This window comes from Peteryoungia rhizophila, from assembly GCF_004912145.1.
Taxonomy (GTDB): Bacteria; Pseudomonadota; Alphaproteobacteria; order Rhizobiales; family Rhizobiaceae; genus Allorhizobium; species Allorhizobium rhizophilum.
Map to the genome: position 1 here is coordinate 1,039,474 of NZ_STGT01000001.1, position 24,762 is coordinate 1,064,235.

The 24,762-nt window shown below is 63.3% G+C and carries 26 protein-coding genes; 10 read left to right on the forward strand and 16 right to left on the reverse strand.

Annotated elements, in window-relative coordinates; translation table 11 throughout:
• Positions 1 to 25: 25 nt before the first annotated feature.
• The 6 genes from E9677_RS04895 to E9677_RS04920 form a co-directional block, all read right to left on the reverse strand.
• Positions 26 to 406 carry a DUF6481 family protein gene (locus tag E9677_RS04895; RefSeq protein ID WP_136556933.1) on the reverse strand — a complete coding sequence of 127 codons (381 nt, stop codon included), beginning with the start codon at positions 404 to 406 and terminating at the stop codon, positions 26 to 28.
• A 30-nt stretch (positions 407 to 436) separates the two neighbouring features.
• On the reverse strand, positions 437 to 658 hold the full coding sequence (locus tag E9677_RS04900; protein ID WP_136556934.1) for a hypothetical protein: 222 nt from the start codon (positions 656 to 658) through the stop codon (positions 437 to 439).
• 133 nt (positions 659 to 791) lie between these two features.
• Complete coding sequence (locus E9677_RS04905) at positions 792 to 1,001, reverse strand: cold-shock protein (protein WP_006725042.1); 210 nt, start codon at positions 999 to 1,001, stop codon at positions 792 to 794.
• Positions 1,002 to 1,243: 242 nt separating this feature from the next.
• Positions 1,244 to 1,843: an NAD(P)H-dependent oxidoreductase gene (locus tag E9677_RS04910; protein WP_136556935.1), complete on the reverse strand. Its 600-nt coding sequence runs from the start codon at positions 1,841 to 1,843 to the stop codon at positions 1,244 to 1,246.
• Positions 1,843 to 3,453 (reverse strand): exodeoxyribonuclease VII large subunit, encoded by a 1,611-nt coding sequence (gene xseA, locus E9677_RS04915; protein ID WP_136556936.1) that lies wholly within the window; start codon positions 3,451 to 3,453, stop codon positions 1,843 to 1,845. The genes E9677_RS04910 and xseA overlap by 1 nt, the downstream gene beginning before the upstream one ends.
• Positions 3,454 to 3,519: 66 nt before the next feature.
• Positions 3,520 to 5,355 (reverse strand): hypothetical protein, encoded by a 1,836-nt coding sequence (locus E9677_RS04920; protein ID WP_136556937.1) that lies wholly within the window; start codon positions 5,353 to 5,355, stop codon positions 3,520 to 3,522.
• 166 nt (positions 5,356 to 5,521) lie between these two features.
• Between E9677_RS04920 and E9677_RS04925 the strand changes: the two genes are divergently transcribed.
• Both E9677_RS04925 and E9677_RS04930 read left to right on the forward strand, forming a co-directional pair.
• Positions 5,522 to 6,559, forward strand: a complete 1,038-nt coding sequence (locus tag E9677_RS04925) for a glycosyltransferase (RefSeq protein WP_136556938.1) — start codon at positions 5,522 to 5,524, stop codon at positions 6,557 to 6,559.
• Positions 6,556 to 6,930, forward strand: coding sequence for a GtrA family protein (locus E9677_RS04930; protein WP_136556939.1), 375 nt, complete (start codon positions 6,556 to 6,558; stop codon positions 6,928 to 6,930). The genes E9677_RS04925 and E9677_RS04930 overlap by 4 nt, the downstream gene beginning before the upstream one ends.
• A gap of 15 nt (positions 6,931 to 6,945) precedes the next feature.
• Here E9677_RS04930 and E9677_RS04935 read toward each other — a convergent pair whose 3' ends face one another.
• On the reverse strand, positions 6,946 to 7,932 hold the full coding sequence (locus tag E9677_RS04935; RefSeq protein WP_136556940.1) for a Gfo/Idh/MocA family protein: 987 nt from the start codon (positions 7,930 to 7,932) through the stop codon (positions 6,946 to 6,948).
• Positions 7,933 to 8,202: 270 nt separating this feature from the next.
• On the opposite strand from E9677_RS04935, the gene E9677_RS04940 reads away from it, so the two are divergent.
• Together E9677_RS04940 and E9677_RS04945 are read left to right on the forward strand one after the other, a co-directional pair.
• A complete protein-coding gene (locus E9677_RS04940) occupies positions 8,203 to 9,153 on the forward strand; it encodes an aldo/keto reductase (protein ID WP_136556941.1) in 951 nt (316 codons plus the stop codon).
• Positions 9,154 to 9,155: 2 nt separating this feature from the next.
• Complete coding sequence (locus E9677_RS04945; RefSeq protein WP_136556942.1) at positions 9,156 to 10,151, forward strand: aldo/keto reductase; 996 nt, start codon at positions 9,156 to 9,158, stop codon at positions 10,149 to 10,151.
• Positions 10,152 to 10,158: 7 nt separating this feature from the next.
• Here E9677_RS04945 and E9677_RS04950 read toward each other — a convergent pair whose 3' ends face one another.
• Positions 10,159 to 11,019, reverse strand: coding sequence for a DMT family transporter (locus E9677_RS04950; RefSeq protein ID WP_136556943.1), 861 nt, complete (start codon positions 11,017 to 11,019; stop codon positions 10,159 to 10,161).
• Positions 11,020 to 11,126: 107 nt separating this feature from the next.
• Here E9677_RS04950 and E9677_RS04955 point away from each other — a divergent pair, with 107 nt between their 5' ends.
• The 6 genes from E9677_RS04955 (at position 11,127) to E9677_RS25125 (ending at position 16,980) form a co-directional block, all read left to right on the forward strand.
• The gene (locus E9677_RS04955) at positions 11,127 to 12,584 is read left to right on the forward strand and encodes an aminotransferase-like domain-containing protein (protein WP_168801116.1); all 1,458 of its coding nucleotides are present in this window, start codon (positions 11,127 to 11,129) and stop codon (positions 12,582 to 12,584) included.
• Between the two features lie 69 nt (positions 12,585 to 12,653).
• The gene (locus E9677_RS04960) at positions 12,654 to 13,673 is read left to right on the forward strand and encodes an ABC transporter substrate-binding protein (protein WP_136556944.1); all 1,020 of its coding nucleotides are present in this window, start codon (positions 12,654 to 12,656) and stop codon (positions 13,671 to 13,673) included.
• 23 nt (positions 13,674 to 13,696) lie between these two features.
• Positions 13,697 to 14,707 (forward strand): FecCD family ABC transporter permease, encoded by a 1,011-nt coding sequence (locus tag E9677_RS04965; RefSeq protein WP_408014676.1) that lies wholly within the window; start codon positions 13,697 to 13,699, stop codon positions 14,705 to 14,707.
• Positions 14,704 to 15,474 carry an ABC transporter ATP-binding protein gene (locus tag E9677_RS04970; protein WP_136556946.1) on the forward strand — a complete coding sequence of 257 codons (771 nt, stop codon included), beginning with the start codon at positions 14,704 to 14,706 and terminating at the stop codon, positions 15,472 to 15,474. The genes E9677_RS04965 and E9677_RS04970 overlap by 4 nt, the downstream gene beginning before the upstream one ends.
• 164 nt (positions 15,475 to 15,638) lie before the next feature.
• A complete protein-coding gene (rsgA, locus tag E9677_RS04975; protein WP_136556947.1) occupies positions 15,639 to 16,661 on the forward strand; it encodes a ribosome small subunit-dependent GTPase A in 1,023 nt (340 codons plus the stop codon).
• Between the two features lie 151 nt (positions 16,662 to 16,812).
• Positions 16,813 to 16,980, forward strand: coding sequence for a hypothetical protein (locus E9677_RS25125; protein ID WP_168801117.1), 168 nt, complete (start codon positions 16,813 to 16,815; stop codon positions 16,978 to 16,980).
• Between the two features lie 130 nt (positions 16,981 to 17,110).
• Here the strand turns inward: E9677_RS25125 and pheT are convergent, their stop codons facing one another.
• The 8 genes from pheT to E9677_RS05015 form a co-directional block, all read right to left on the reverse strand.
• Complete coding sequence (gene pheT / locus E9677_RS04980) at positions 17,111 to 19,534, reverse strand: phenylalanine--tRNA ligase subunit beta (RefSeq protein ID WP_136556948.1); 2,424 nt, start codon at positions 19,532 to 19,534, stop codon at positions 17,111 to 17,113.
• A complete protein-coding gene (locus E9677_RS04985; RefSeq protein ID WP_112247581.1) occupies positions 19,531 to 19,821 on the reverse strand; it encodes a DUF2442 domain-containing protein in 291 nt (96 codons plus the stop codon). Before E9677_RS04985 ends, pheT begins: the two co-directional genes overlap by 4 nt.
• A gap of 84 nt (positions 19,822 to 19,905) precedes the next feature.
• Positions 19,906 to 20,991: a phenylalanine--tRNA ligase subunit alpha gene (gene pheS, locus E9677_RS04990; RefSeq protein ID WP_136556949.1), complete on the reverse strand. Its 1,086-nt coding sequence runs from the start codon at positions 20,989 to 20,991 to the stop codon at positions 19,906 to 19,908.
• The gene (locus tag E9677_RS04995) at positions 20,984 to 21,697 is read right to left on the reverse strand and encodes a lipopolysaccharide kinase InaA family protein (RefSeq protein WP_235882849.1); all 714 of its coding nucleotides are present in this window, start codon (positions 21,695 to 21,697) and stop codon (positions 20,984 to 20,986) included. The genes pheS and E9677_RS04995 overlap by 8 nt, the downstream gene beginning before the upstream one ends.
• A gap of 260 nt (positions 21,698 to 21,957) precedes the next feature.
• Positions 21,958 to 22,362 carry a 50S ribosomal protein L20 gene (gene rplT / locus E9677_RS05000; protein ID WP_136556950.1) on the reverse strand — a complete coding sequence of 135 codons (405 nt, stop codon included), beginning with the start codon at positions 22,360 to 22,362 and terminating at the stop codon, positions 21,958 to 21,960.
• 37 nt (positions 22,363 to 22,399) lie between these two features.
• A complete protein-coding gene (gene rpmI / locus E9677_RS05005) occupies positions 22,400 to 22,603 on the reverse strand; it encodes a 50S ribosomal protein L35 (protein WP_102020677.1) in 204 nt (67 codons plus the stop codon).
• A 171-nt stretch (positions 22,604 to 22,774) separates the two neighbouring features.
• Positions 22,775 to 24,097, reverse strand: a complete 1,323-nt coding sequence (locus tag E9677_RS05010; protein ID WP_136556951.1) for a sensor histidine kinase — start codon at positions 24,095 to 24,097, stop codon at positions 22,775 to 22,777.
• The gene (locus tag E9677_RS05015) at positions 24,094 to 24,762 is read right to left on the reverse strand and encodes a response regulator transcription factor (protein WP_136556952.1); all 669 of its coding nucleotides are present in this window, start codon (positions 24,760 to 24,762) and stop codon (positions 24,094 to 24,096) included. The genes E9677_RS05010 and E9677_RS05015 overlap by 4 nt, the downstream gene beginning before the upstream one ends.

The following is a 24,762-nucleotide window of genomic DNA, read 5'->3' on the forward strand; positions in this document are numbered from 1 at the left end:
GCCCATCTTCACGAATGGCCGGACTTCAGCCTTGGCGGGCCTTGCGGGCCGCGTAGCGACGATCGCGCTCGGCCTTGCGGGCTGCTTCGTCTTCAACGACGCGATTGATGCGCGAAGCTTCGGCCTGTTCGCGGGCGTCCTTCTCGGCGTTGGCCTCGGCAATCAAGGCTGCCTCGCGTTCGCGGGCTTCCTGTTCGGCCCGGATCTTCTCCTCGGCCTTGAGGCGGTCGCGTTCGGCATGGCGCTTTTCGCGTTCTTCAGCACGTGCGGCCCGTTCGGCCATGCGCGCTTCGCGCTCGGGATCGGCTGCCGCATGGGCCGCCTTGTAAGCCTCAAGCAGTGCTGCCTTGGCGTCGGTTGCTGTCGTCCGGCGCTCGGCCAGGCCATGATCTCTACTGAATTTCATCGGTGCTCCGATCTCTTGGAAACTTGGATATCAGGTGCGCGCGCGCTTGGCGACCAGTGCGGCCGTCGCGCTTTCGCGTGCTTCGCGTTCGCGCGTCAGGCGCGCCTCGCGCAGGCGGATGGTCTTTTCATCGCGCGCCGAGGTGATCGCGTCCTGCTCTTCGATCGCGCGACCGCGCGCGAGAAACTGAGACTGCGTCTTCGCGAAGGCGATCTCTGCAGTCTGGCGCGACTTGGTGAGTTGCTCGGTCATGTCGTCTCCTTTCAGGAGGCTTGCCCGCTGGAGCAATAAAAAAAGGCCAGGCAAACCGCCTGACCTTCCGTGGGATCGTGCTTTCGACAGTGCCAGTACATCCGTGGTCAAAGGAAAGCGGATCCCGGATCTATCAGGCTGCCTGCAGGTTGCAAGCCGACATCTTGCCCGACTTGTTGTCGCGCTCCATGTCGTAAGCCAGCTTCTGGCCTTCGACGATTTCGCGCATGCCGGACCGTTCAACGGCCGAGATGTGAACGAAAGCGTCCGGGCCGCCGTTGTCAGGCTGAATGAAGCCGAAGCCCTTGGTGGAATTGAACCATTTTACTGTGCCAGTGGTCATGATGAACCCTTTCATAGCGCATAGAGTGCCGCAGCGCGGATGCGCTGTGGAGGTAACGATTTTTGAAAGGAAGGTTCGACGGGGCGCATATGATGCGCGGTAACCAAAGCTCAGCAAGCAAATATCGATCACCTATAGATAGAGGCCTTCCTAATGAATGTCAACCATCGGTTTCCATTCTGTGGAGCCCCTCAATCCAAAGTGCATTTATTGCGGGTGCAACCAACCGCCTCCATCACGCCTCAGACTCGACTGAACGCGGCCCGTACCTTGGCCAGAAACGCTCCGCGTTGCACCTCCGTCGCGCGGTCCATGTCATGGATCGCCAGCATGCGGAAATCGACGCCCTTGGCGCAGAAGGCAGCGACCCCGCGCTTGAGGATGCGTCTCACCGGATTGCCCATGTAGAAATGAACCACCCACCAGGGAGAACCGGTCGACGTGACCACCCAGAAGGTTCGTATATGCGTCATCAGCGGGACAATCCGTCCGCCGGCCTTGTCGTGCTCGAAGGCTACGCCCGGCACGAAGATGCGGTCGATGAAGCCCTTCATGATCGCCGGCAGATTGAACCACCATTGCGGAAAGACGAGCACGAGACCGTCGGCCGCCTTCAGCCGTTCGACGATGGCCGCAACCTCGGTCGGCTGGTAGCCCGGCTCCATATAGGCGGCGCGTTCGGCTGCCGTCAGGCGAGGATCGAAATCCTCGGCGTACAGATCGAGGAGATCGACCGTGTGGCCCGTCGCTTCCAACGTCTCGACGACAAGCCGGGCGGCGGATGCGGCGAAGCTTTCCGGCAGTGGATGGGCGAGCACGACGAGAAAATGCCGGGCGGCCATCAGAAGAGGCTGCCCTGCCCTGCCGGCGGCTCGCTCTTGCGGACCGGTTTGGACACGGCCGCCGCGCGCGCCGGCGGCGGAGACGACGGTTCCGGCGGCCCCACACCTTCGCCGGCCGCAGCTGCCACGCGGCCATCGGCGAATTCGATCGCGATCGTCTGCCCGTGGCTGAGCGCTTCGGCGCGGGAAATCGGACGGTCGTTCTCGTCGCGGATCACGGCATAACCGCGGGCGAGCACGTTCTTGTAGGACAGAGACTGGAGCACACGATCCTGCGAGACCAGTGCCTGGCGGGCGCGGCGCAAGTCGTTCATGACTGCACTGTCGGCGCGGCGACCAAGGCTTTCCAGCCGGTCCTTCGAGCGCTCCGTCATCGCTGTCAGCCGCGCCGGCACCGCCGTCAGCGTCGCATCCAAACGTCCGAGCCGCGCCTTGTTGCGCTCGATCAGGCGCTCGATGACACGTTCGGCTCGCACCCCGTTTTCGGATAGTTTCTGCCTCCGCTCGATCAGGCGGCGGACGAGCATATCGGGCGAGAGTTTCGCGGCGGCGCGCTCGAAGCTGCGGCGCTTGTTCATCGTGTTGAGTTCGAGACTGCGACCAAGACCTGCGGCCGCCTCGTCGAAGCGGCGGCGCGGCAAGGCCAGCAACTGGTCGAGCGAGGGCAGCGCCCGCACCAGGCTGCGCAGGTTCTGGCGGCGATTGTCCATCTGCCGGTTCATCGAGCCGGAAAGCCGGGCAGAGAGCGCCGCCACCTGCGCTTCCAGATCGGCCTTCACAGGCACGGCCATTTCGGCAGCACCCGTCGGTGTCGGCGCGCGCATATCGGCGGCATAGTCGATCAGCGTCCAGTCGGTCTCGTGGCCGACGGCGGAGATCAGCGGGATCGTGCTTTCGGCCGCGGCCCGTACGACCGACTCGTCATTGAAGCTCCAGAGATCCTCGAGACTGCCGCCGCCGCGGGCCACGATCAGTACGTCCGGTCGCGGGATCGACCCGCCAGGCTCGAACGCATTGAAGCCGTGGATGGCATTCGCCACCTCGTCGCCGGACCCCTCGCCCTGGACCTTGACCGGCCAGACGAGCACATGCACCGGAAAACGGTCCGAGATGCGGTGCAGAATATCGCGGATGACAGCGCCTGTCGGCGAGGTCACGACGCCGATCACCTTTGGCAGGAAGGGCAGGAGCTGCTTGCGCGCGGGATCGAACAGGCCTTCCGCCGTGAAGCGCCGCTTGCGTTCCTCGATCAGCGCCATCAGCGCGCCAGCACCGGCCGGCTCCATCTGCTCGATGACGATCTGGTATTTCGACGAGCCTGGGAAGGTCGTGACCTTGCCGGTCGCGATCACTTCCATGCCCTCTTCCGGGCGATATTTCAGCTTTGAGAAGGACCCCTTCCAGACCACGGCATCAATGCGCGCCTTGTCGTCCTTGAGGCTGAAATAGGCATGGCCCGAGGAATGCGGGCCGCGATAGCCGGAGATTTCGCCGCGCACACGAACATGGTCGAAGGAGGTTTCGATGGTGCGCTTGATCGAGCCCGAGAGTTCCGAAACGGAGAACTCGGTGAGGTTCGTCGGCGAATCGCTGTCGAAGAAATTGCTCATGCCCCTTCCCTAGCGGAAAACCATGGCGAGATCAGCCCGCTCGCGCGGGTGATCCCGTGCTTTCCGTTAGGGCAGCTGGATCCGGTAGATCTGCAGGCCAGAGGGGCCGTCGATCGGGACGGGGCGCAGATAGCCTGGCACCCTGCCCGCAATCAGTTCAGCATAAAGACCATCCACCTTCATGGCGGCTATCGTCCGGGTCTGGGCGAATGTCGGGCAGAAGACGATATAATCCACACCCGACCCGCGCAGAAAGGCCGTGGCCTCGTCGGGCTCGGCCAGACCGATATGGAGTTCTGTGAGCATACCGCCCTGGTTACGATGATAGGGCCCGGACAGGGTCCGATGATGCGTGAACCGGAGGATTTCGGGGCCGAAGTCTGATGCCGCGGCCACGGTCCCCTTCGGTAAGGCCGCAAGGGTGGCAAAACCTGCCGGGGCCTCGCAGGTGGGGCCAGCTTCGTTCGACGTCGCTGCCGGACCGCCCGCCATGAACTTCATCCGGTTGGTGACCCCGGCGGTGCCCTCGACGGCCAGGACCCCGAAAAGGGCCCAGGCGCTGGGAACAGAGAGGAAGGCCGCCAGGGCGAAGACGAGGCCAGCACCCAGCTGCTCGGGTTTTTCGCGGGCCTTTCGGCGGAGTTCGCCGATCAGCAGCGCGAGAGGCGGAATGGCCAGCAGATTGGCAAAGATCGCTCCCCGAACCTGTACGAGCGCAATGGCAAAACAGACGGCGATGAGCGCCACGATGATCGCATGCGCACGCACCCGATCGCCATTGACCACGCGGAAGAGGCAGATGCAGATGGCAAAAAAGCCAACGGCATAAAATGCGCCGAAGGCCGACGGCTCCTTGTCGAGTTGATCCAGGACGGACTGAGCCTCGACAACGCCGGAGAGCCAGAGCGACTGGAGAAGCGGATCGAGTTCGTTCAGCGGGTTCTGCAGGCATTGCGGCGCAATCGTCACGGCGCCGGCACCGACCAGCAGGCCAGTTATCCCGATGGCGGCGGCACGCAGGCGGACATCCTGCATGCCTGGTAACTGCGTGGCGACGAAGAGTGACGCCGCGCCGATGCCGACCACGGCGTAAAAACCAAGCGAGAGACTGTCGCACGTGACGACGTCATACTGCGCCGGGGGAACGGTCGCGAAGAAAAGAGCGGAGAGGCTGATCAGCAGGGTCAACGAAAATGCGCGCGCCGCTCTTGCGTAAACGGCGCCTTCAAGCGCCCAGAGGATACCGACGGTCGCGCAGGTCATGGCGATGAAGGGTGTCGTCTCGGCCCCGATCGCAATTGCGAGTGCCGCCGCAAGCCCGGCCAGCGCATGGCCCACCGCACCGCGTGCGGGATCGAGAAGACCGGCGGCGATGGTCGCGACGAGCACGAGCTGAACATTGTGATGGTCGATGGCACCCGGCAAAAAGCGGTTGCTGGTGACGACGAAGACCGATGTCAGCAACAGTGCGACATGCATGGTGACGTCGTCGCCCATCCGACGCGCGGCGGTTGCGATGGCCGCCAGCAGCGGCAGGCTCAACAGGATGGGCCAGACAAGCAAGGCCAGAGCCTCGGCCTGCGCCATCGGCAGCATGTGCGAGAAGAAGCGGATCAAGAGCGCGATCGGCAGATCGATCAGGCGCGACCAGTGCATCAGCGTGCCGCCATCGAGCCCCAGCCTGTACTGCGTCAGGTCGAACCAGGATTGGCCGGCGAGCAGATCCCGCACCTGGACGAGGCGCATGACATCGTCATTGTCGGCACCGACATAGTCGTTCATCGAGGGAAGATTGAGCAGCAGCAGCACGGCCATGGTGACGAGGCCGTAGACGAGAACCCAGAGGAGGAGCGGACGCGCGCGGGAGGTCTCTGACGCGCCCGGCAGGGTGATGTCGGCCATGCTTCGTCAAACCTCCAGCACCGTCGGGGTTGCTCTGTAGAACCGGACCGACGGACCATATTTCAAAGACTGATCCTGGCCGAAACCTAGCCTTAACCTTCTCAAGAAATAGTAAAGCCGACGGTGGCCGGAGGCTGCCCAAGCTCAAGCCAGCAGCAGGTCCACCATGAGCCGTGAGGCGACTTCCAACCTCGACATCGCCGTTCTCCTGCCCTGCTACAACGAAGCCGCCACGATCGGCGATGTCGTCGCTGACTTCCGTACGGCGCTGCCGGGGGCGAAGATCTATGTCTACGACAACAATTCGACCGACGGCACGGCGCTCAAAGCCATGCTTGCGGGTGCGACCGTGGTGCGCGAACGCCGGCAGGGCAAGGGCCATGTCGTGCGTCGCATGTTCTGCGACATCGATGCCGACATCTACGTCATGGCCGATGGCGACGGGACCTATGGACCTGCGGACGCAGAGGAACTCATTCGCACGCTGATCACCGAACGCGCCGACATGGTGGTCGGCACGCGGCGCGGCGTGCATGACGATGCGGGACGCCAGGGCCACGCCTTCGGCAACCGGCTGTTCAACCAGCTCTACCGCATGCTGTTCGGCAACGACTTCACGGACATTCTCTCGGGCTACCGGGCGTTCTCGCGCCGCTATGTGAAGAGTTTTCCGGCCGTCTCCGCCGGTTTCGAGATCGAGACGGAAATGTCCGTCCATGCGTCCCGCCTGAAGCTGCCGGTCTGCGAGATCGAACTCGACTACGGCCGCCGGCCGGAAGGCTCGCATTCCAAGCTCTCGACCTTCAAGGACGGCTTCAAGATCCTCTGGATGTTCGCCATGCTGATGAAGGAGACGCGGCCCTTCGCCTTCTTCGGCCTGATCGCGGGTGGCCTGATGGGTGTGAGCCTCGGCTTCATGGCGCCTGTTCTCTATGAGTTCTTCACCACCGGTCTCGTCTCGCGCATGCCGACCTGGATCGCCGCCATGGCCCTGACGATGATGTCCTTCCTGTCATTCACGGCAGCGCTCATCCTCGATTCCGTCGCCCGCTCGCGGGCCGAACAGCTCAGGATCCACTACCTGACGCTTCCGGCCCTCGGCACGGGCAAGGTCCGGGCAGATGCCGCCTCCGCGGTCGAGAAGCCTCGGCGCGAACGTTCGTCGAAAGGTCCGGCCAAGGGCGGGTCGTCCCGCGCGGCATGAAGAAGTTCCTGCGCTTCGTCATCGTCGGCGCGACCGGATTTCTCGTCGATGCCGGCGTCCTTTGGCTGTTCCTGAGCTTCACCCCGGTCGGGGCGCTCGCCGCCCGCATCGTGGCGATCGCGGTTGCCATGACGACGACCTGGCTGCTCAACCGCCATTTCACCTTCGGCGCGTCGAAACGCTCTGTTGTCAGCGAAGGCTTTCGTTACGGCTTCATCGGGGTCGTGACGTCCCTGATCAATTACGGGGTCTATGCCCTGCTCCTGATCGGCGCGCCACTGCTCAGCCCCTATGTCGCGTTGGTGTTTGCTTCCATCGCGGCCATGTTGTTCAGCTTTTTCGGCTATTCCCGCTACGTTTTCCGCCGCTAACGGGAAAGGGGCGCCTTACACCGCTTCCCAGCCGTCCTTGTCAGCCGCGCGATAGATCGCATCGATCAGCTTCTGGTTCGCCTTGGAGCTTTCCAGCGTGACGACCTCGCCCTTGGTGCCGGCAACGGCACGCGCAAAGGCTTCGGCTTCCAGCTTGTACTGGCGGCTGTCGGGGAAGCGGAAGATCTGCGAGACATTGTGTCCGCGATTGGTGAGCTCGACTTCCTCGGCGCCCCAACGATCGGCGTTGAAGGGCGACTTCACCTCGATGAAACCATCCGTGCCGTGGAAGACCATCAGCTGGCGGTTGGCCATCTGGGTCGATACGTAGAAATTCAGTTCGAAATCTGCGAAATCCGCCTTCACGCTCGCATAGATATCCGTACCGAATTCCGGATCGCGCTCGATCGTCGACTGAACGCGGACCGGCTCCTTGCCCGTGACGAAGCGGGTGGTGATGGTCGGGTAGACGCCGATATCCGGCAGGGCGCCGCCACCGAGCTCCGGGATATTGCGCATGTTGCCGGGATCACGGTTGAAATAGGTGAAAGAGCCCTGGACCATCTTGAGCTGACCGATCGCACCTTCGGCGAGCAGTTCGCGCACCTTCAGCCAGACCGGTGCGTAAGTGACCATATACGCTTCGGTCACCAGCACCTTGTTGCGATCGCGGGCTTCGATAATCGCATCGATCTCATCAGCTTTCAGCGCGATCGGCTTTTCGCAGAGCACATGCTTGCCGGCATTCGCAGCCTTGATCGACCACTCGACATGCTGAGATGTCGGCAGCGGAATGTAGACGGCGTCGATCGCGTCGGAGGCCAGCATTTCTTCATAGGACCCGAAGGCATGCGGAACCGAAAAGCGGTCGGCCATCTCGCGGGCTCTGCCCAGATCGCGGCTGGCGATTGCCGTCACCACAGCGTTTTCGGCATCCTGGATCGCCGGCACCACAAGCTCGCGACCGATCTTGGCCGTCGACAGAATTCCAAAACGCAGCATCACTCTTCCTCCCTGAAAATGTCGGGGCGGACCTTAGGCGAAGCACAGGCGGGGCGCAACGCCGTTCGGCACCCCTCCGATCGCTTAAGGGCAGCTCGAACAATACCATCCCGACACTGGAAAGCCGCAATGCAAGACCCATATCGACGGCATGCGCGGGAGATCAGACAATCCCGCTTTAGAACCCGTCAACGCTTTTGAATGGTACCTTTCCCTTACGCTTGATAGCGTCGCTCTGATCCTTCCCTCCCCATCCACCCGAGGCTTCCCATGCAGAAACGTGCTCTCGGCCGCACCGGCCTTTCGATCGCTCCCGTCGTGCTCGGCGGCAATGTCTTCGGCTGGACCGCCGACGAGAAGATGTCCTTCGACATTCTCGACCGCTTCTTCGATGCTGGTTTCAATACGATCGACACAGCCGACATGTATTCGCTCTGGGTTGACGGAAACGTCGGCGGGGAAAGCGAGACGATCATCGGCAGCTGGCTGAAGCGTGGCGGCGTGAAACGTGAGGATGCCGTCATCGTCACGAAGGTCGGCGCCGATCTCGGGGGCAAGCGCCGGGGCCTCAGTGCACGCCGTATCGCGGAAGCCGTCGAGGATTCGCTCCGCCGCCTGCAGACCGACTATATCGACCTCTATCTCGCCCATTGGCCGGATGCGGAAACGGACGACGAGGAGAGCCTGACCGCCTTCGCCAAGTTGAAAGATGCCGGCAAGGTGCGTGCGATCGGCTGTTCCAATCTCGACGCGGAGCAGTTGCAGGCGACATTCGATGCGGCGAAGAAGGTGGGTGTCGGGCGTTACGACGTCATCCAGCCGGAATACAATCTCTACACCCGCTCGAAGTTCGAAGGCGAACTCGCCGAGCTCTGCCTGAGGGAGGAGATCGGCGTCATCAGCTATTACGCGCTTGCCTCCGGCTTCCTCACCGGCAAATATCGCAGCGCGGCCGATACCGAAGGCAAGGCACGGGGCGAGGACATGGATCGGTATCTCAACACGCGCGGCTTCCATATTCTCGGCGCCCTCGATCAGGTGGCCGCCGAGACGAATACCAGCCCGGCCACCGTCGCCATCGCCTGGATCGCGGCACAGCCCGGGGTGACCGCACCGATCGCCTCCGCGACCAGCCTGCGGCAGCTCGACAGCCTGATCGCCGCCGGAAAGCTGGAGCTCACCGCAGCCCAAATGACCCACCTCAACGACGCTGGAGCATGATCATGCAGACCCGCACTCTCGGCACGCTCACCACATCGACCATCGGCCTCGGCTGCATGGGCATGAGCCACGGCTACGGCACGAATATCGACGAGGCGACGGCGCAAAAGCTCTTCGACCACGCTGTCGAACGTGGCGTGAACTTCTTCGACACGGCAGAGGTCTATGGCCCCTTCACCAATGAGGCGCTGGTCGGCAAGGGCCTGAAGCGCCATCGCGACAAGGTGGTGATCGCCACCAAATTCGGTTTCACCATCGGCGATGAGGCCAAGGCCGCGCGTCCCTCCGGCCTCGACAGCCGGCCCGAGCATGTGCGCGCGGTCGCGGAAGCGTCGCTGAAGCGGCTCGGCGTCGAGGTCATCGACCTCTTCTACCAGCACCGCGTCGATCCCGATGTGGCGATCGAGGAAACCGTCGGAGCGATGGCCGATCTCGTGAAGGAAGGCAAGGTCAAGGCGCTCGGCCTTTCCGAAGCGAGTGCCGCGACGCTGCGCCGCGCGCATGCCGTTCATCCGATCTCCGCCATTCAGAGCGAGTATTCACTCTGGACCCGCGACCCCGAGACCAATGGCGTGCTCGACACCTGCCGCGAGCTCGGCATCGGTTTCGTGCCGTTTTCGCCGCTCGGCCGCGGCATGCTGACGGGTGCCTTGAAGGATCTGTCCAAGCTCGGCGAGAATGATTTCCGCCGCGGCTTGCCGCGCTTCGACCAGGAGAATTTCGACGCAAACCTCGCGCTCGTCACGGCGCTTGAAACCATGGCGGCGGACAAGGGCGTGAAACCCGGCCAGCTGGCGCTCGCCTGGGTTCTCGCCCAGGGTGACTTCATCGTGCCGATCCCGGGCACGACGAAAATCGCCAATCTCGACAGCAATATCGATGCGACCGGGATCGTTCTTTCGGCGCAAGACCTCGCCACGCTGTCTTCCGTCGTCTCGCCCGACAAGGTGGCCGGTGCGCGCTACAACGAGGCGATGTCCAGGATGGCGGGGCGCTAAAGCCCCATCAGGCGAAGCGCCGGCTCCCAGCCACGCAGAGCACCACGAGCAGGGCTGTCGCCAGCATGGGAAGGCTGACCTTCTCATGCAGCAGCCCTGCGGCCAAAACAAAGCCGAGGAGGGGCTGCAGCAGCTGCAGCTGCCCGACCGAGGAGATGCCCCCCAAAGCCAGGCCGCGATACCAGAAGATGAAACCGATCATCATGCTGAACAGCGAGACGTAGCTGAGCGCCAACCAGCCGGCGGTCGAGACATCGGCAAAATCATCCGGCATGGTCCAGAGCGCGATGGGCAGCATGACGGGCAGCGACAGCACCATCGCCCAGCTGATCACCTGCCAGCCACCGAGCCGACGCGAGAGACGCCCACCCTCTGCGTAACCGAGGCCGCAGACGAGAATCGCCGCGATCATCAGTAGTGCGCCCTCAACGGCCATGTCCGCTGCCGTCGAGAGGGCAAAACCTGAGACAAGCGCTGCACCGGTGACGGAAAACATCCAGAACACCGCCGAGGGGCGTTCGCCAGCGCGCAATACGCCGAACAGCGCCGTGCAAAGGGGCAGCAGTCCGATGAAGACGATCGACTGAGCCGAATTGATGCTCGTCAGTGCCAGCGCCGTCAGCAGCGGGAAGCCGACCACAACGCCAAGAGCAACGATTGCCAGCGGAAAGAGGTCGCTGCGCAGCGGTCGCTTCTCTCTCAGGGCGATCAGCAGGGCGGCACCAAGCACAGCGGCGATAACCGCCCGGGCGGAGGTTAGAAAGAGCGGTACAAAATCGGCCAGACCCACGCGCGTTGCCGGCAGGGACCCGCTGAAGATCAGCACGCCGATGAAACCGCTGGTCCAGGCTTTCCAGGACGTCGTCATTCTTGTCTCCACTTTTCTGCGGTCCCCTATCGCGCGGAGGGACTGGCGCATCCAGAGACGGAGCGATACAATTCGGCCAAACTGTATTGATGACGAAGGCCATACAGATGAACGAACATGTTCACCCATTACAGCGATCGGCATCAAGGACGGGACATGTCATCGCCGACATTCGCGGACGCATCGGTTCGGGCCGACTGGTCCCTAACGACCGGCTGCCGTCGATCCGACGTCTCGCCGTCGAGCTCTCTGTGTCGCCCTCCACCGTGGTTGAGGCCTATGACCGGCTCTCCGCCGAAGGCCTGATCCGTCCGCGGCCCGGCTCCGGCTTCTTCGTGACCGAGGCCGGGCGCACGCCCGCGCCACTGGTGCGGATCGAACCGCCCCGCGCGATGGAGGTCGATCCGTTCTGGGTGGCGAGGCAGGCGCTGGATGCGGATCCCGGTACATCCAAGCCCGGCTGCGGCTGGCTGCCACCGGACTGGATGCCGACCGCCCTCCTGCATGCGGGCATGCGAAACGTGCTCCGCCAAGCGACCAGCCTGACCACCGACTACGGCCCCTCGCGCGGCAGCGCTGTCCTGCGACGCTTCGTGGAGACACGGCTCCGCCAGCAGTCGATTACACTGGCAGAGGACCAGGTCCTGCTCGCGGGCTCCGCCACGCAGGCGCTTGATCTCGTGTGCCGTCTGCTGCTTCGTCCCGGCGACCGCGTGATCGTCGACGATCCCTGCTATTTCAATTTCCAGACGCTGCTGCGCGCCCACCAGGCCGTCGTCGTCCCGGTGCCCTATACGGAAAACGGCCCTGACATCGCCGCCTTCGAGGCAGCGGTCATGCGCGAGACGCCACGCCTCTATCTCACCAATTCCGGGCTGCACAATCCGACGGGCGCGACGCTCTCGCCGCAGGTCGTCTTCCAGTTGCTCGGCATCATCGGGCGGTCCGACATGCTGGTGGTGGAGGACGACATTTTCGCCGATTTCGAGCCGGAGCCGGCAATCACGCTCGCGACACTGGACGGATTGTCCCGGGTTCTCCGGATCGGCAGCTTCTCCAAGACCATCTCGGCTTCGCTACGCACAGGCTTCATCGCCGCCGATCCCGAGCACATCCGCCTGCTCACCGACCTGCAGGTCGCAACCCAGTTCGGTGGTCCGAGCCAGGTCGCGTCCGAAGCGATCTCGAGCGTGTTGTCGAGCGGGGGGTATCGCAAACATCTCGATCAGTTGCATCGTCGCCTCGACAAGGAGCGAAGATCGGCCGCAACCCGTCTCGGCGGTCTCGGCATGGAGCCGGTGCTCGTGCCCCGCGGAGGCCCCTATCTCTGGTGCCGCATGCCTGATGGCATCAGCTCCACGGCGATCGCCCAGGCCGCCCTCCCCCAGGGCGTGGTTCTGGCGCCCGGCAATGTCTTCAGCCCCTCGCTGTCATCGGACGGCTTCATGCGCTTCAACGTCGCGCATATGGGCGATGCGCGACCTTTCCGGGTGCTGGAACGGGCGCTCGAGAACTTACGAGATCGCACAGCACTAAATCCGGATCCCGGCAATTTATTAACCTGAGTTTTTCCATCTTGTTTACAGAGCCGATTGGCTTTAGGTGGCTGCCATCATGTCTTTCAGGAGCCTCCCATGACCAAGCTCTCCTCCACACTTCTTGCCGCCGGCGTCGCTGCCCTCGGTTTTCTGGCAACGTCCGCCTCGGCGGCAACGCAGTATCCGCTGACGATCCAGAATTGCGGTATCGACGTCACGTTCGAGAAGGCGCCGGAGCGGGCGATCGGCCTTGGCCAGAACAGCGCGGAAATCCTTTTGCTGCTCGGCCTCGAAGACAAGATGGCCGGCACGGCCTTCTGGCCGAGCAAGGTGCTGCCTGATCTCGCCGAGGCCAATGCCAAGGTAAAGCTGCTCACCGTCGAGTTCCCGACCTTCGAAGCCATTCTTTCGGAAAACCCCGATTTTGTCGCAGCTGCCCTGCCGAGCCTGCTCGGACCGGACAGCAAGGTTGCCAAGCGTGACGATTTCGCCAAGCTTGAGATCCCGACCTATCTCTCGCCCAGCACCTGCCTGGAAAAGAAGGACAACACCGACCTGTACGGCGGTCGCGACAAGCTCTGGAGCATGGACGGCCTCTACCTCGAAATCGACGAACTCTCGCAGATCTTCGACGTCGCCGAGCGCGGCCAGGCCCTGATCGCCGACCTCAAGGCGCGCGAGGCAGCCCTTCGCGCCTCCGTCTCACCGTCGGGTGAAAAGCTCTCCTATGTCTTCTGGTTCTCCAGCCAGTCACCCTCGGCCGACGCCTATCTCGGCGGCAAGTACAGCGCGTCCGGCTATATCGCCGACCTGCTCGGCGGCGTGAATGCGATCGAAGCGGAAGCAGAATGGCCGACACTGGGCTGGGAAAGCATCATCGCCACCAACCCCTCCGTCATCGTCGTCGCCAGCCTCGACCGCAACCGCTGGGAACTCGACAAGCCGGAAGCCAAGATCGCCTTCCTGACCTCTGATCCGGCGACCAGCCAGATTCCGGCCGTCAAGAACAATGCCATCGTCGTCATGGATGGCCAGGCGATGAACCCGACGATCCGCACGATCTACGGCGCCGAACAGGTCGCCGAGCAGCTGAAGGCACGTGGTCTGATCAAGTGAGGCGGTCGGCAGGTCCACGGCAGGTGTTGCGGCTCTTAGCGCTTGTCGCGCTGTCGCTGGCTGCCGTGGTCTTCGTGGTCGCCTTGAGCGTGGGCATCGGCGACCTGCCGATCCCACTTGCCACCACCTTCCTTGCGATTTCCAACAAGCTCGGCTGGACGACAGCCGAGCTCAATCGCATCCATGAGGCCGTGATCTGGGACTACCGGCTGAGCCGCGCGCTCGTTGCCGCCTTTTGCGGTGCGGGGCTCGCGATCTCGGGCGCCATCATGCAGTCGCTGCTGCGCAATCCGCTGGCCGAGCCCTATGTGCTCGGCATTTCTGCCGGCGCCTCCACGGGGGCCGTGGGTATCGTCATCCTCGGCTTCGGCTCGGGTGCCGTTTCCCTCTCGGCCGGTGCCTTTGCCGGCGCCTTCGCTGCCTTCCTCTTCGTGGCCCTGCTTTCCAACGGCACGCGTGGCGGGGCCGACCGCACCATTCTCGCAGGCGTCGCGGCATCGCAACTCTTCAACGCCGCCACCTCCTATATCGTGACCACCGCTGGCAATGCCCAGCAGGCGCGTGACGTCATGTTCTGGCTGCTCGGCAGCTTCGGCGGCGTTCGTTGGCCGGAGTTCATGCTCGTCTCCGTCGTCGTCGGGCTCGGATTGATCGTCTGTCTCGCCTATTCCCGCATCCTCGATGCCTTCGCCTTTGGCGACGAGGCGGCCGCAGCACTCGGCGTCAATGTCGGGCGCGCCCGTCTCGCCCTCTTCTGTCTGACCGCGCTTTTGACGGCGACGATCGTCAGCATGGTCGGCTCGATCGGCTTCGTCGGGCTCGTGATCCCGCATGCCGCGCGTTTCCTCGTCGGGCCGCTGCATATCCGCTTGCTGCCGGCCTGCGCCATCGGCGGGGCGATCTTCATGGTGCTCGCCGACATCGCCTCGCGGATCCTGGTTCCGCAGCAGGTTCTGCCGATCGGCGTCGTGACGGCCCTCGTCGGCGTGCCGGTCTTCTCGATCATCCTCTATCGTTTCCAGCGTCCGACATGAGCATCTCGGCCGACACCATCACCTGGAAGATTGGGTCGAAGACCATTCTCGACCAGGTGAGCTTTGCCACGCGCCCCGGCGAGATGCTCGGCCTGCTCGGTCCCAACGGGTCGGGCAAAACATCTCTCCTACGTCTCCTGGCGGGGCTGAAGCGTCCGCATGCGGGCGCGATCAGCCTCGACGGCCAGAACATCCAGTCGATTTCCCGCAAGACGATGGCGCAACGTGTGGCATTCGTCGAACAGCATGCCACGACCAATGCCAATCTGCGGGTCGTCGATGTCGTCAAGCTCGGCCGCTTCCCGCATCGCTCGATGTTCTCCGCCTGGACAAACGAAGACGAGGTGGCCGTCGACCAGGCGCTCGAGCGGGCCGGCATGGTGGCAAAACGTGATCATGCATGGCAGAGCCTTTCCGGCGGCGAGCGGCAGCGGGCGCATATCGCCCGGGCGCTGGCGCAAGCCCCCAAGGAAATCATCCTCGATGAGCCGACCAACCATCTCGACGTGCAGCACCAGATCGCGCTTCTGTCGCTGATATCGGATCTGCCGCTCACCAGCGTGATCGCCCTGCACGACCTCAATCACGCGGCCATGTTCTGCGACCGGCTCATCGTGCTGAAGGAAGGCCGGGTCGTCGCCTGCGGCACGCCAGAGGAGGTGCTCACGAAGCACCTGCTGCGCGAAATCTTCTCGATCGATGCGCATGTGGAGCCTTCACAGCTTCATGGCCGCCCGCTGATCCAGTTTACCCGGACCGCCCGCTAGCCCGACGACCGCGGCGCTGTGATCCGCTGCTGCGGCGCCTGCAATCTCAGGAGCCAATCGATTTTGCGCGTCAGCGGATACTTTCTGCGCTATGAGAAGCGTCAACGCCTCATCTCGACAGTGAAAGTGCCCATGGTCCGACGTTCTATTCTGGTGATCCGCCCTTGACCGGCCTCAATGACATCGCCGCCCTTTCACGGCTCGGCTTCGGGGCCTACTTCACCCAGCAAGTGACGGCTGACGAGGCCGATCTCCTGGTGCGCCGCATATCTTCCGTGCATCGCGATCGGCTGGAGGCGATCGACAACACCGGGCCCGTCGCAATCGAGCTCCCGCCCAACAGCAACACGGCCGATTTTGCCGTGGGCGACTGGGTGCTCGCCGCGCCCTATACCGGTCTCCTGGTAAGACGGCTCGATAGACAGACCGTGCTGCAGCGGCGCACCGAAGGCGCCTTCGGCCAGCAACTCGCCGCGGCCAATGTCGACACGCTGTTCATCGTCACGTCCTGCAACGCCGATTTCAACCCGGCCCGGCTCGAACGCTATCTGATCATGGCGAATGAGGCGGGCACGCGGCCTGTCATCGTGCTGACCAAGGCCGATACTGTGGACGATGCAACTCCCTTTGCCGATGAGGCAAAGGCGCTGCAGCGCGATCTACCCGTCGTTATCGTCAATGCCCGCTCGCCAGATGCCATTGATCCCTTGATGCCGTGGTGCGGCCCCGGTCAAACCGTGGCTCTTGTCGGTTCCTCCGGCGTCGGCAAGTCGACGCTGGTGAACACACTCGCCGGGCACAGTGAGGAGACGGCGCAGAAGACTGGCGCGATCCGTGAGCATGATGCCAAGGGGCGGCACACGACGACGGCACGCTCCCTGCATGCGATTGCCAGCGGCGGCTGGGTGATTGATACGCCCGGCATTCGCACGCTCTATGTCAGCGACATCACCGACGGCATCGACACGCTGTTTGCCGAAATCACCGAGCTTGCGCCGCATTGCAAGTTTCGCGACTGCAGCCATTCCCACGAGAAAGGCTGTGCCGTGCAGGCCGCGATCAAGGAGGGCACGCTCGATGCCGAGAGGCTCGAGCGCTGGCGCCAGCTTCAGGCGGAGAACCGCGACCGCACCCCTGTCTACACTGGCCCCAAGGGCAACAAGACGCTGCGTAAGAAGAAGTATTGAGCTTTCGGTCGCTTGTCCCTACATAGGGGATATTGGCGACGCCCTTCGCACGCGTCGCATCCGCTCGGCAATGACGAGCTCACCTTCCCCGTTCACCGCGACATCTAAGGCTTCGGCATCGTGCCGGGGCAGTTTCGAATTGGAGACCAGCATGGCAGACGACACAACCAGCACTGCTCCCGCAGCCGCCAAGGGCTATGAGCCCATTCCCTTTGCCAAGAAGCACCGCATCTCGGTCGAAGACGCCAAGGCGATCCTGGCCAAGCACGGCAGCGACCGCAAGTCCGCCGACAAGGAAGGCCGTCGCGTCAGCCTCTGAGCTAGACCCGGCCTTTTACCGCCACGCTCGCAGGAGCCAGTGCGACTTACAAGAAGCCCTTCCCCCGTTCGACGTGGGAAGGGCTTTTTTCGTGGACTTGTGCGCGGCAGAAGCGCTACCGCAAACAATGTTACGCGCGCAGGCTTCCGCCCGTCGACTTCTCGACATTGCCGACGATCTTCTTCGTCAGCGCGTCGAAATCTTCGTCTGTCAGGGTCTTGTCGGCCGGCTGGATCAACACTTCGATCGCCACCGACTTCTTGCCTTCGCCGACGGAGGCGCCTTCGAAGATGTCGAAGACATTGACGCCTGATATCAGCTTGCGATCGGCGCTCGTCGCCGCCTTGATGATCGCACCCGCTTCGACTGCCTTTTCGACGACGAAGGCGAAGTCGCGTTTGACCATCTGGAAGGGCGAAAGCTCCAGTGCCGGCTTGGTGCGGGTCGCCTTCTGCTTCGGCTCCGGCAGGGCATCGACATAGACCTCGAAGCCGCAGAGTGTGCCGGAGACGTCGAGTGCTTCCAGCGTCTTCGGATGGAATTCGCCGAAATAGCCGAGGGTCACCTTGGGGCCGGCCTTGATCGTGCCGGAGCGGCCCGGGTGATACCATTCGGGGCCGCCCTGCTCGATCTGCACATTGCCCGTGGAGATGCCGCAGGCTTCGAGAACGGCGAGCGCATCGGCCTTGGCGTCGAAGACATCGACCGACTTGCCGCCGCCCTTGGCCGCATTCGACCAGGAGCGGCCGGCACCTGCAAGCGATGCCGTGCCGCGGCGCACGCCGCCAGCCACACGACGCTGGCCTTCCGGCGTGTCGGCCTCATAGGTGCCAGAGACTTCGAAGATCGCCACATCGCCAAAGCCGCGATCGGCATTGCGCTGGGCCGCCGTCAGCAGGCCAGGCAAAAGCGACGGACGCATGTCCGACATGTCCGCGGCAATCGGATTGACCAGCTTCAGCTTTTCGCTGCCGCCGCCGAAGAGCGTGGCGTGCTCGGCCGGGATGAAGGACCAGGTGACGGCTTCCAGCATGCCGCGCGAGGCGAGCGCCCGGCGCGCCGTGCGGGTGCGGATCTGCAGCGTCGTCAGGATCTTGCCATTGACCGAACCGGTCGGCGGCAGCGGTTCCGGCTTGATCTTGTCAACGCCGTGCATGCGCATGACTTCTTCGACCAGATCCGCTTTGCCATCGACGTCAGGGCGCCAGGAGGGCACGGAGACCTTGGCTGCCTTGTCGTCGCCCGAGAGGACTTCGAAGCCGAGTGCCGTCAAGATCTGGCGCGACTCGTCATTGGAGACGGTGAGGCCTGTCAGGCGTTTCACTTCCGCATAGGGGAAGTCGACGACCTTTTTCTGATGGCCCTTGTAGCCCTCGACCTTGGCTGCTGCTGCCGAACCGCCGCACATGTCGAGCACCAGCTCGGTGGTGCGCTCCAGGCCCGGCACCATGTATTCCGGATCGACGCCGCGTTCGAAGCGATAGCGGGCATCGGTGATGATGCCATGGGCACGGCCGGTCTTGGCGATGTTGATCGGATCCCAAAGGGCGGATTCGATCAGGACGTTGACGGTGTTCTCGTCGCAACCCGAATGCTCGCCGCCCATGATGCCGCCGATGGATTCCGGACCGTTTTCATCGGCGATGACGACATTGTTCGGGTTCAGCTTATAGGTGCGGGTGTCGAGCGCGAGGATCTCCTCGCCGTCCTTCGCCCGGCGCACGGTAAGCGCGCCCTTGACCTTGTCGGCATCAAAGACATGCATCGGTCGACCCTGGTCGAAGGTCATGTAGTTGGTGACGTCGACCAGCGCGGAGATCGGACGAAGGCCGATCGAAAGCAACCGCTGCTGCATCCATTTCGGGCTCGGGCCGTTCTTGACGCCGCGCACGAGGCGATAGGCGAAGCCGGGGCAGAGATGATCTTCCAGTTCGAGCTTCACCTCGACCGGCGTCTCACCCTCGACCTTGAAAATAGGTGCCGTCGGGGCCTTGAGCGTGCCGAGACCGGAGGCTGCGAGATCACGGGCGATGCCGAAGACCGAGGTGCAGTCCGGACGGTTCGGCGTCAGGTTGATCTCGATGACCGGGTCGTCGAGACCGGCATAAGAGGCAAACGAGGTGCCGACCGGCGCATCATCGGGAAGATCAATGATGCCGTTGTGGTCGTCGGATATGTTGAGCTCCTTTTCGGAGCACATCATGCCATGGCTCTCGACGCCGCGGATCTTGCCGACGGAGAGCGTGACATCGATACCGGGCACATAGGTGCCCGGACGCGCGAGCGCGCCGATCATGCCGGCGCGCGCATTCGGCGCACCGCAGACGATCTGCACCGGCTTGCCGTCACCGGCATCCACCGAGAGCACCTTCAGACGATCGGCCTCGGGATGCTTTTCCGCCGTCAGGATTCTGGCGATGACGAAGGGCTTGTAGGCCGCCTTGTCATCAACATCCTCGACCTCAAGGCCGATCGCGGTCAGCCGCTCGCAGATTTCCTCGAGCGAGGCCTCGGTTTCCAGGTGATCCTTCAGCCAGGAGAGTGTGAATTTCATTGTCTGGTTCCCATCTGCATCTTGCCCGAAGCGTCCAGCGGTCGCGCGCCTGACGCCTGTCTTCCGAGGAGCATGCTGACCACCGTCACATCGAGATCGATATCGGGCCAGTGAATGCTCGACGGCATGAATTCCACGTTGTTCCGCTCCACCGGCATCGCCTCCTGAAGGGGCGGGTACCACCAGACCGGGACGCTGACGATACGACCGTCCGTCAGTTCCACATGCAGCAGGTCGTCATCGCAAAGCAGATCGACCGGGCGCATGTTGTCGAGATGTTCAATCACGTCACATTTGCCTTCATTCACACGGATGGGGCAGCCTCCAACTGCCCCTCCATCTGGCCGTCACGGCAGCCAGTTATTCGCAGATCAGCTGCTCAGACCGCCGAACAGCGTCGGCACATCGAGCGGGCGGAAGCCGTAATGGCTCATCCAGCGGACATCGGCATTGAAGAAGTCGCGCAGGTCCGGCATGCCGTATTTCAGCATGGCGATGCGGTCGAGGCCCATGCCCCAGGCGAAGCCCTGGTATTCGTCCGGATCGAGACCGCCAGCGCGCAGAACGTTGGGGTGAACCATGCCGCAGCCGAGGATTTCCATCCAGTCGGTGCCTTCGCCGAACTTGACGATCGGGCCAGACGAACGGTCGCACTGGATATCGACTTCGAAGCTCGGCTCGGTGAAGGGGAAGAAGGACGGGCGGAAGCGCATGGTGACGCTGTCGACCTCGAAGAAGGCCTTGCAGAACTCTTCCAGGATCCAGCGCATGTTCGCGACATTGGCGGTCTTATCGATGACGAGACCTTCGACCTGGTGGAACATCGGCGAATGGGTCGCATCACTGTCCTGGCGATAGGTCTTGCCGGGAATGACGATGCGGATCGGCGGCTTCTGGGCCTCCATGGTGCGCACCTGCACCGGCGAGGTGTGCGTGCGCAGCACCTTGCGCTCACCGTTCTCGTCGGGTGAGAGAAAGAAGGTGTCATGCATCTCGCGGGCCGGGTGGCCCTCGGGGAAGTTCAGCGCCGTGAAGTTGTAATAATCGGTCTCGATATCTGGACCTTCGGCGATCGAGAAACCCATGTCGGCGAAGATCGCGGTGATCTCATCGACGATCTGGCTGATCGGGTGGATGCGGCCGCGCTCGGCCGGCGAGGAGCGGACGGGCAGCGAGACATCCAGCGTCTCGGCCTTCAGGCGGGCATTGATCGCCGCATCCTTCAGCGCCGTCTTGCGGGTCGTGATCTCTTCCGTCACCTCGCTCTTCAGTGCGTTGATCGCGGCACCGCGCGTCTGGCGCTCTTCCGGCGACATCGCGCCCAGCGTCTTCAGCAATTCCGAGACCGAACCCTTCTTGCCGAGGGCCGCCACGCGCACCGCTTCGATCGCGGCCTCGTCATGGGCTGCGGCGATCTCCGCCAGAAGCTGTGCCTTCAAAACGTCTAGTTCAACCATCTTGTCCTGCCTTGGCGGTGTTCGAGCTCTCCGTCCTGTCGAGCGGGGCCTTCATCAGAAATTCCGTTGCCATGATAAAGCGTCGCAGATCACTACCCATGTGCACGCGGCCGATCAACCGTACGAGCGGCAAAATTCGGCCGGCGAGCGTTGTCAGCGCGTGCAATTCGCGATGGGCTGCTTCCGAGACGTGGCGCGACCAGGCTTCGAGCGCCGCCGGACAGGTTTCATCCGGCCGGATTGACGCTGTGGTGACCACGAGAAAATACAAGAAGATGTCCCGGGCCTGGGCCATTTCGAGCGGCATGACCGAGGCGGGATCCTCCTCGAAATCCATGAAGCCCACCTCGCCGTCGCGCAGAAAGAAGTCGCGGACATGCGGGCGGCCATGGCTGAGGCCGGCGGCATGAACGCGGCCGAGGGCTTCAGCCGCCTGTACCAAAAACGCGTCATGGGCCTCGGGGTCCGCAACCCGCAGATCTCTCAGCCGCGACGCGAGCGTCTGGCCCACATCCTCCATCACCATCGCCGTCTTCGACTGGTAGGCGATCGCAGGCACAGCAAAACCCGCCGCGGCAAAGGCGCGCATGCGCGAGATCTCGCGCGTTTGCATCGCCTCGGGTGAAAGCTGCGGCGAGGGCCTCAGATGCGGCACGGACAGAAGCCTGGCGGCGAGCCCCTGGAATGAAACAAAACGGGGCAGCATCTTCACGCCCTGGCGTTTGATCCAAAGGCAGCGTTGCGGAAGTTCGAGTCGTTGTACCCGCTCGTCGCTTCCGACAAGCACGCGTAAGACTTCAGCGATTTCATTGTCCGCGAGTTCGATCCCGCCTTTCGGCGCACCGAACCCATCCCCTAAATGATCCATGGCCAATCCGTACCGCCACTGCGGCAAACGAAAAACCCGCGCTGGATGTCCAGCGCGGGTTTCCCAATCCATATGCATCGAAGCTTGGGAGCGCTGGCTTACTTGACCACGCTTTCAAACTCGTTGGTCGTGCCGGCATCCTTGAGATAGGCGAGCGACTTCTTCGAAGCGTCTACGAGCTTGGCGAAAGCAGCCGGCTCATGAATGGCGAGGTCGGAGAGGACCTTACGGTCGACTTCGATGCCAGCCTTGTTCAGGCCGTCGATGAAGCGGCCGTAGCTCAGGCCGAATTCGCGGACTGCAGCGTTGATACGCTGGATCCACAGAGCGCGGAAATTGCGCTTGTTGTTCTTGCGGTCGCGGTAAGCAAACTGCTTCGAACGATCGACGGCAGCCTTGGCGGCCCGGATCGTGTTCTTGCGGCGGCCGTAGAAGCCCTTGGCCTGCTTGAATACCTTGTTGTGCTTGGCGCGGGAAGTTACGCCACGTTTTACGCGTGCCATGTCATGATCTCCTTAATTGTCCAACAGCGATCGGGTCTCAGAGACCGTTCGGCAGGTAGTTCTTGATGACCTTCTTGCCGTCAGGTTCAGCCAGAACCATCGTGCCGCGGGCATCGCGAATGAACTTGTTGGACCGCTTGATCATGCCGTGACGCTTGCCAGCAGCGGCCGCGAGGACCTTGCCGGAAGCCGTGATCTTGAACCGCTTTTTCGCGGAGGATTTCGTCTTCATCTTGGGCATTTTGCTACTCCATTGTTCTTGTATCGAAACAGGCTGACGAATGCCCGTTTTCAAGCATAAAGAACGGCCACGGCATGCCCTGCCGGACCGTTCGGACGGGCGCTTATAACCGCAGACCCGGGAAAGCGCAACGGGTGACGGCGGGAATCTTCTGAAAGGCCCGAAAACGGCTCAGGGTCGGGCGGGGAGAAACAGGCCGACCTTCAGCCCGCCCCGCTCGGAACGACCAAACATGATGCGTCCACCATAAGCGGCCAGAACGTCGGTGCTGATCGCAAGGCCGAGCCCCGTGCCCTCGTCCTCGGCCAGATGCACGCCACGTCGGGCGATGGCGACCAGATCCTCGTCGTCGACGCCAGGTCCGTCATCCTCGACGTCGAGACGGATGAATGCGCCGTCGCGCTCTGCAGACACGGAGATCACCGTACGGGCATAACGTGTCGCGTTGTCCAGAACGTTTCCGAGAGCTTCCGCGAGGTCGGCCGGATCCATGTCCGCCGTCAGCCCCTCGTCGATCCCGATCTGCCAGGTCACGCCGCGCGCGGCAGTCACAGGCGCCAGAACAGATACCAGCTTGCCGGTGAGCGAAGCGAGGCCCGTCTGGGCCATCTGCTCTACGCCGAGCCGCGCTGATTGCAGCTGCCTGTCGGCACGCTGGCGGATCAGGTCGACCTGCTGTCGGATCATGCTCCGCTCCCGATCCGGAAGATTGTCGGCGAGCTGCAACAGAACCGTCAGCGGCGTCTTCAGCCCATGCGCGAGGTCGCTCGCCCGGGCGCGGGCCCGCTCGATCGCGGTCTCGCGCTCCCGAAGCAGGCCGTTCAACTCGCCCACCAGCGGGCGCAATTCCGTCGGTCCGGCGTCGGGCAACTGGTCGGTTCGACCGGAGCGGACGAGCGCCAATCCATCCTGCAACCGAGACAGCGGCGCCAACCCGATCCCGACTTGAAGGAAGGCCGCGGCCAGAAGAACCGCCGCCGTCAACACCAGCATGATCGTCATCGCGCCGTGGTATTCCGAGATCGCGTCGTCCATGACCTTGCGATCGAAACCGGCAAGCAGGGTCAGCGGCCGGTTCCCCTCCGGCGTTTCGAGGACGAGATCGCGCAGCTGGACCAGGATCAGGGCGCCATCCGGTCCTTGTCCCTCCCGGAAGCCGTAGGGGCCTGCCTGCAGCGCGTCGGCGGCGAGTTCGACATCCCAGAGGGAGCGTGAACGGAATCTCAGGTCGTTTTCACCCACCACCTGCCAATAGAGCCCGCTCCCCGGAAGCTCGAAACGCGGATCGCCCGGCTCGTCGGTCATGCGGGCCCTGCCGCCGCTAAACTCGACGCCGGCTGCCAACTGGTCGATGATGGCCGACATGTCGGCGCGGTAGCGGTCAGCGACGTAGTTGGAAAAGATGCGGCTGAGGCCGGATGCGACCAGAAGCAGAATGAAGGCGATCGCCAGGACGGCTCCGACGAGCAGACGCAGGCGGAGGGACTGGGTCATGCCCCCTCGCCGGCCAGAGTGTAACCAAAGCCGCGTCGGGTTGCGATGGCTGTTGGATGGGTCTTGCGCCGGATGCGGGCAATCATCGCCTCGACGGCATTCTTCCCGGCATCGTCATCACGGCCCTGGACCTGCCTGGCGATTTCGATCGGATCGAAGACCCGCTGTGGTTCGGCGATCAACAGGGCAAGCAGGCGGAATTCGAGGGGGGTAAGATCGACCGGACGATCGTCATAGGTGACACGACGGGCGGTCTCATCGAGCACGAAACCACCTGCAGAGGCTGTCGCCTTCGCCCGACCGCCACCGGCGCGGCGCAACAGCGCCCTCAACCGGGCGACGAGCTCTTCGCTGCGGAAGGGCTTGGGCAGATAGTCATCGGCACCCGCATCGAACCCATCGACCCGCTCCATCCACGAGCCGCGTGCCGTCAGAACCAGAATGGGGGTGTCGAGGCCTGCGGCCCGCCAGCGCTTGAGGATGGACAGACCATCCATGCCGGGAAGGCCGAGATCGAGAATGATCGCGGCATAATCCCCCGTCTCGCCCTCGGCCCAGACATCCGGGCCGCTGGCGCGATGATCCACGAGAAAACCCTCGAGTTCGAGCTTGCTGCGTGTGTGGTCGGCAATGGTCTGATCGTCTTCCGCGAGCAGAATGCGCAT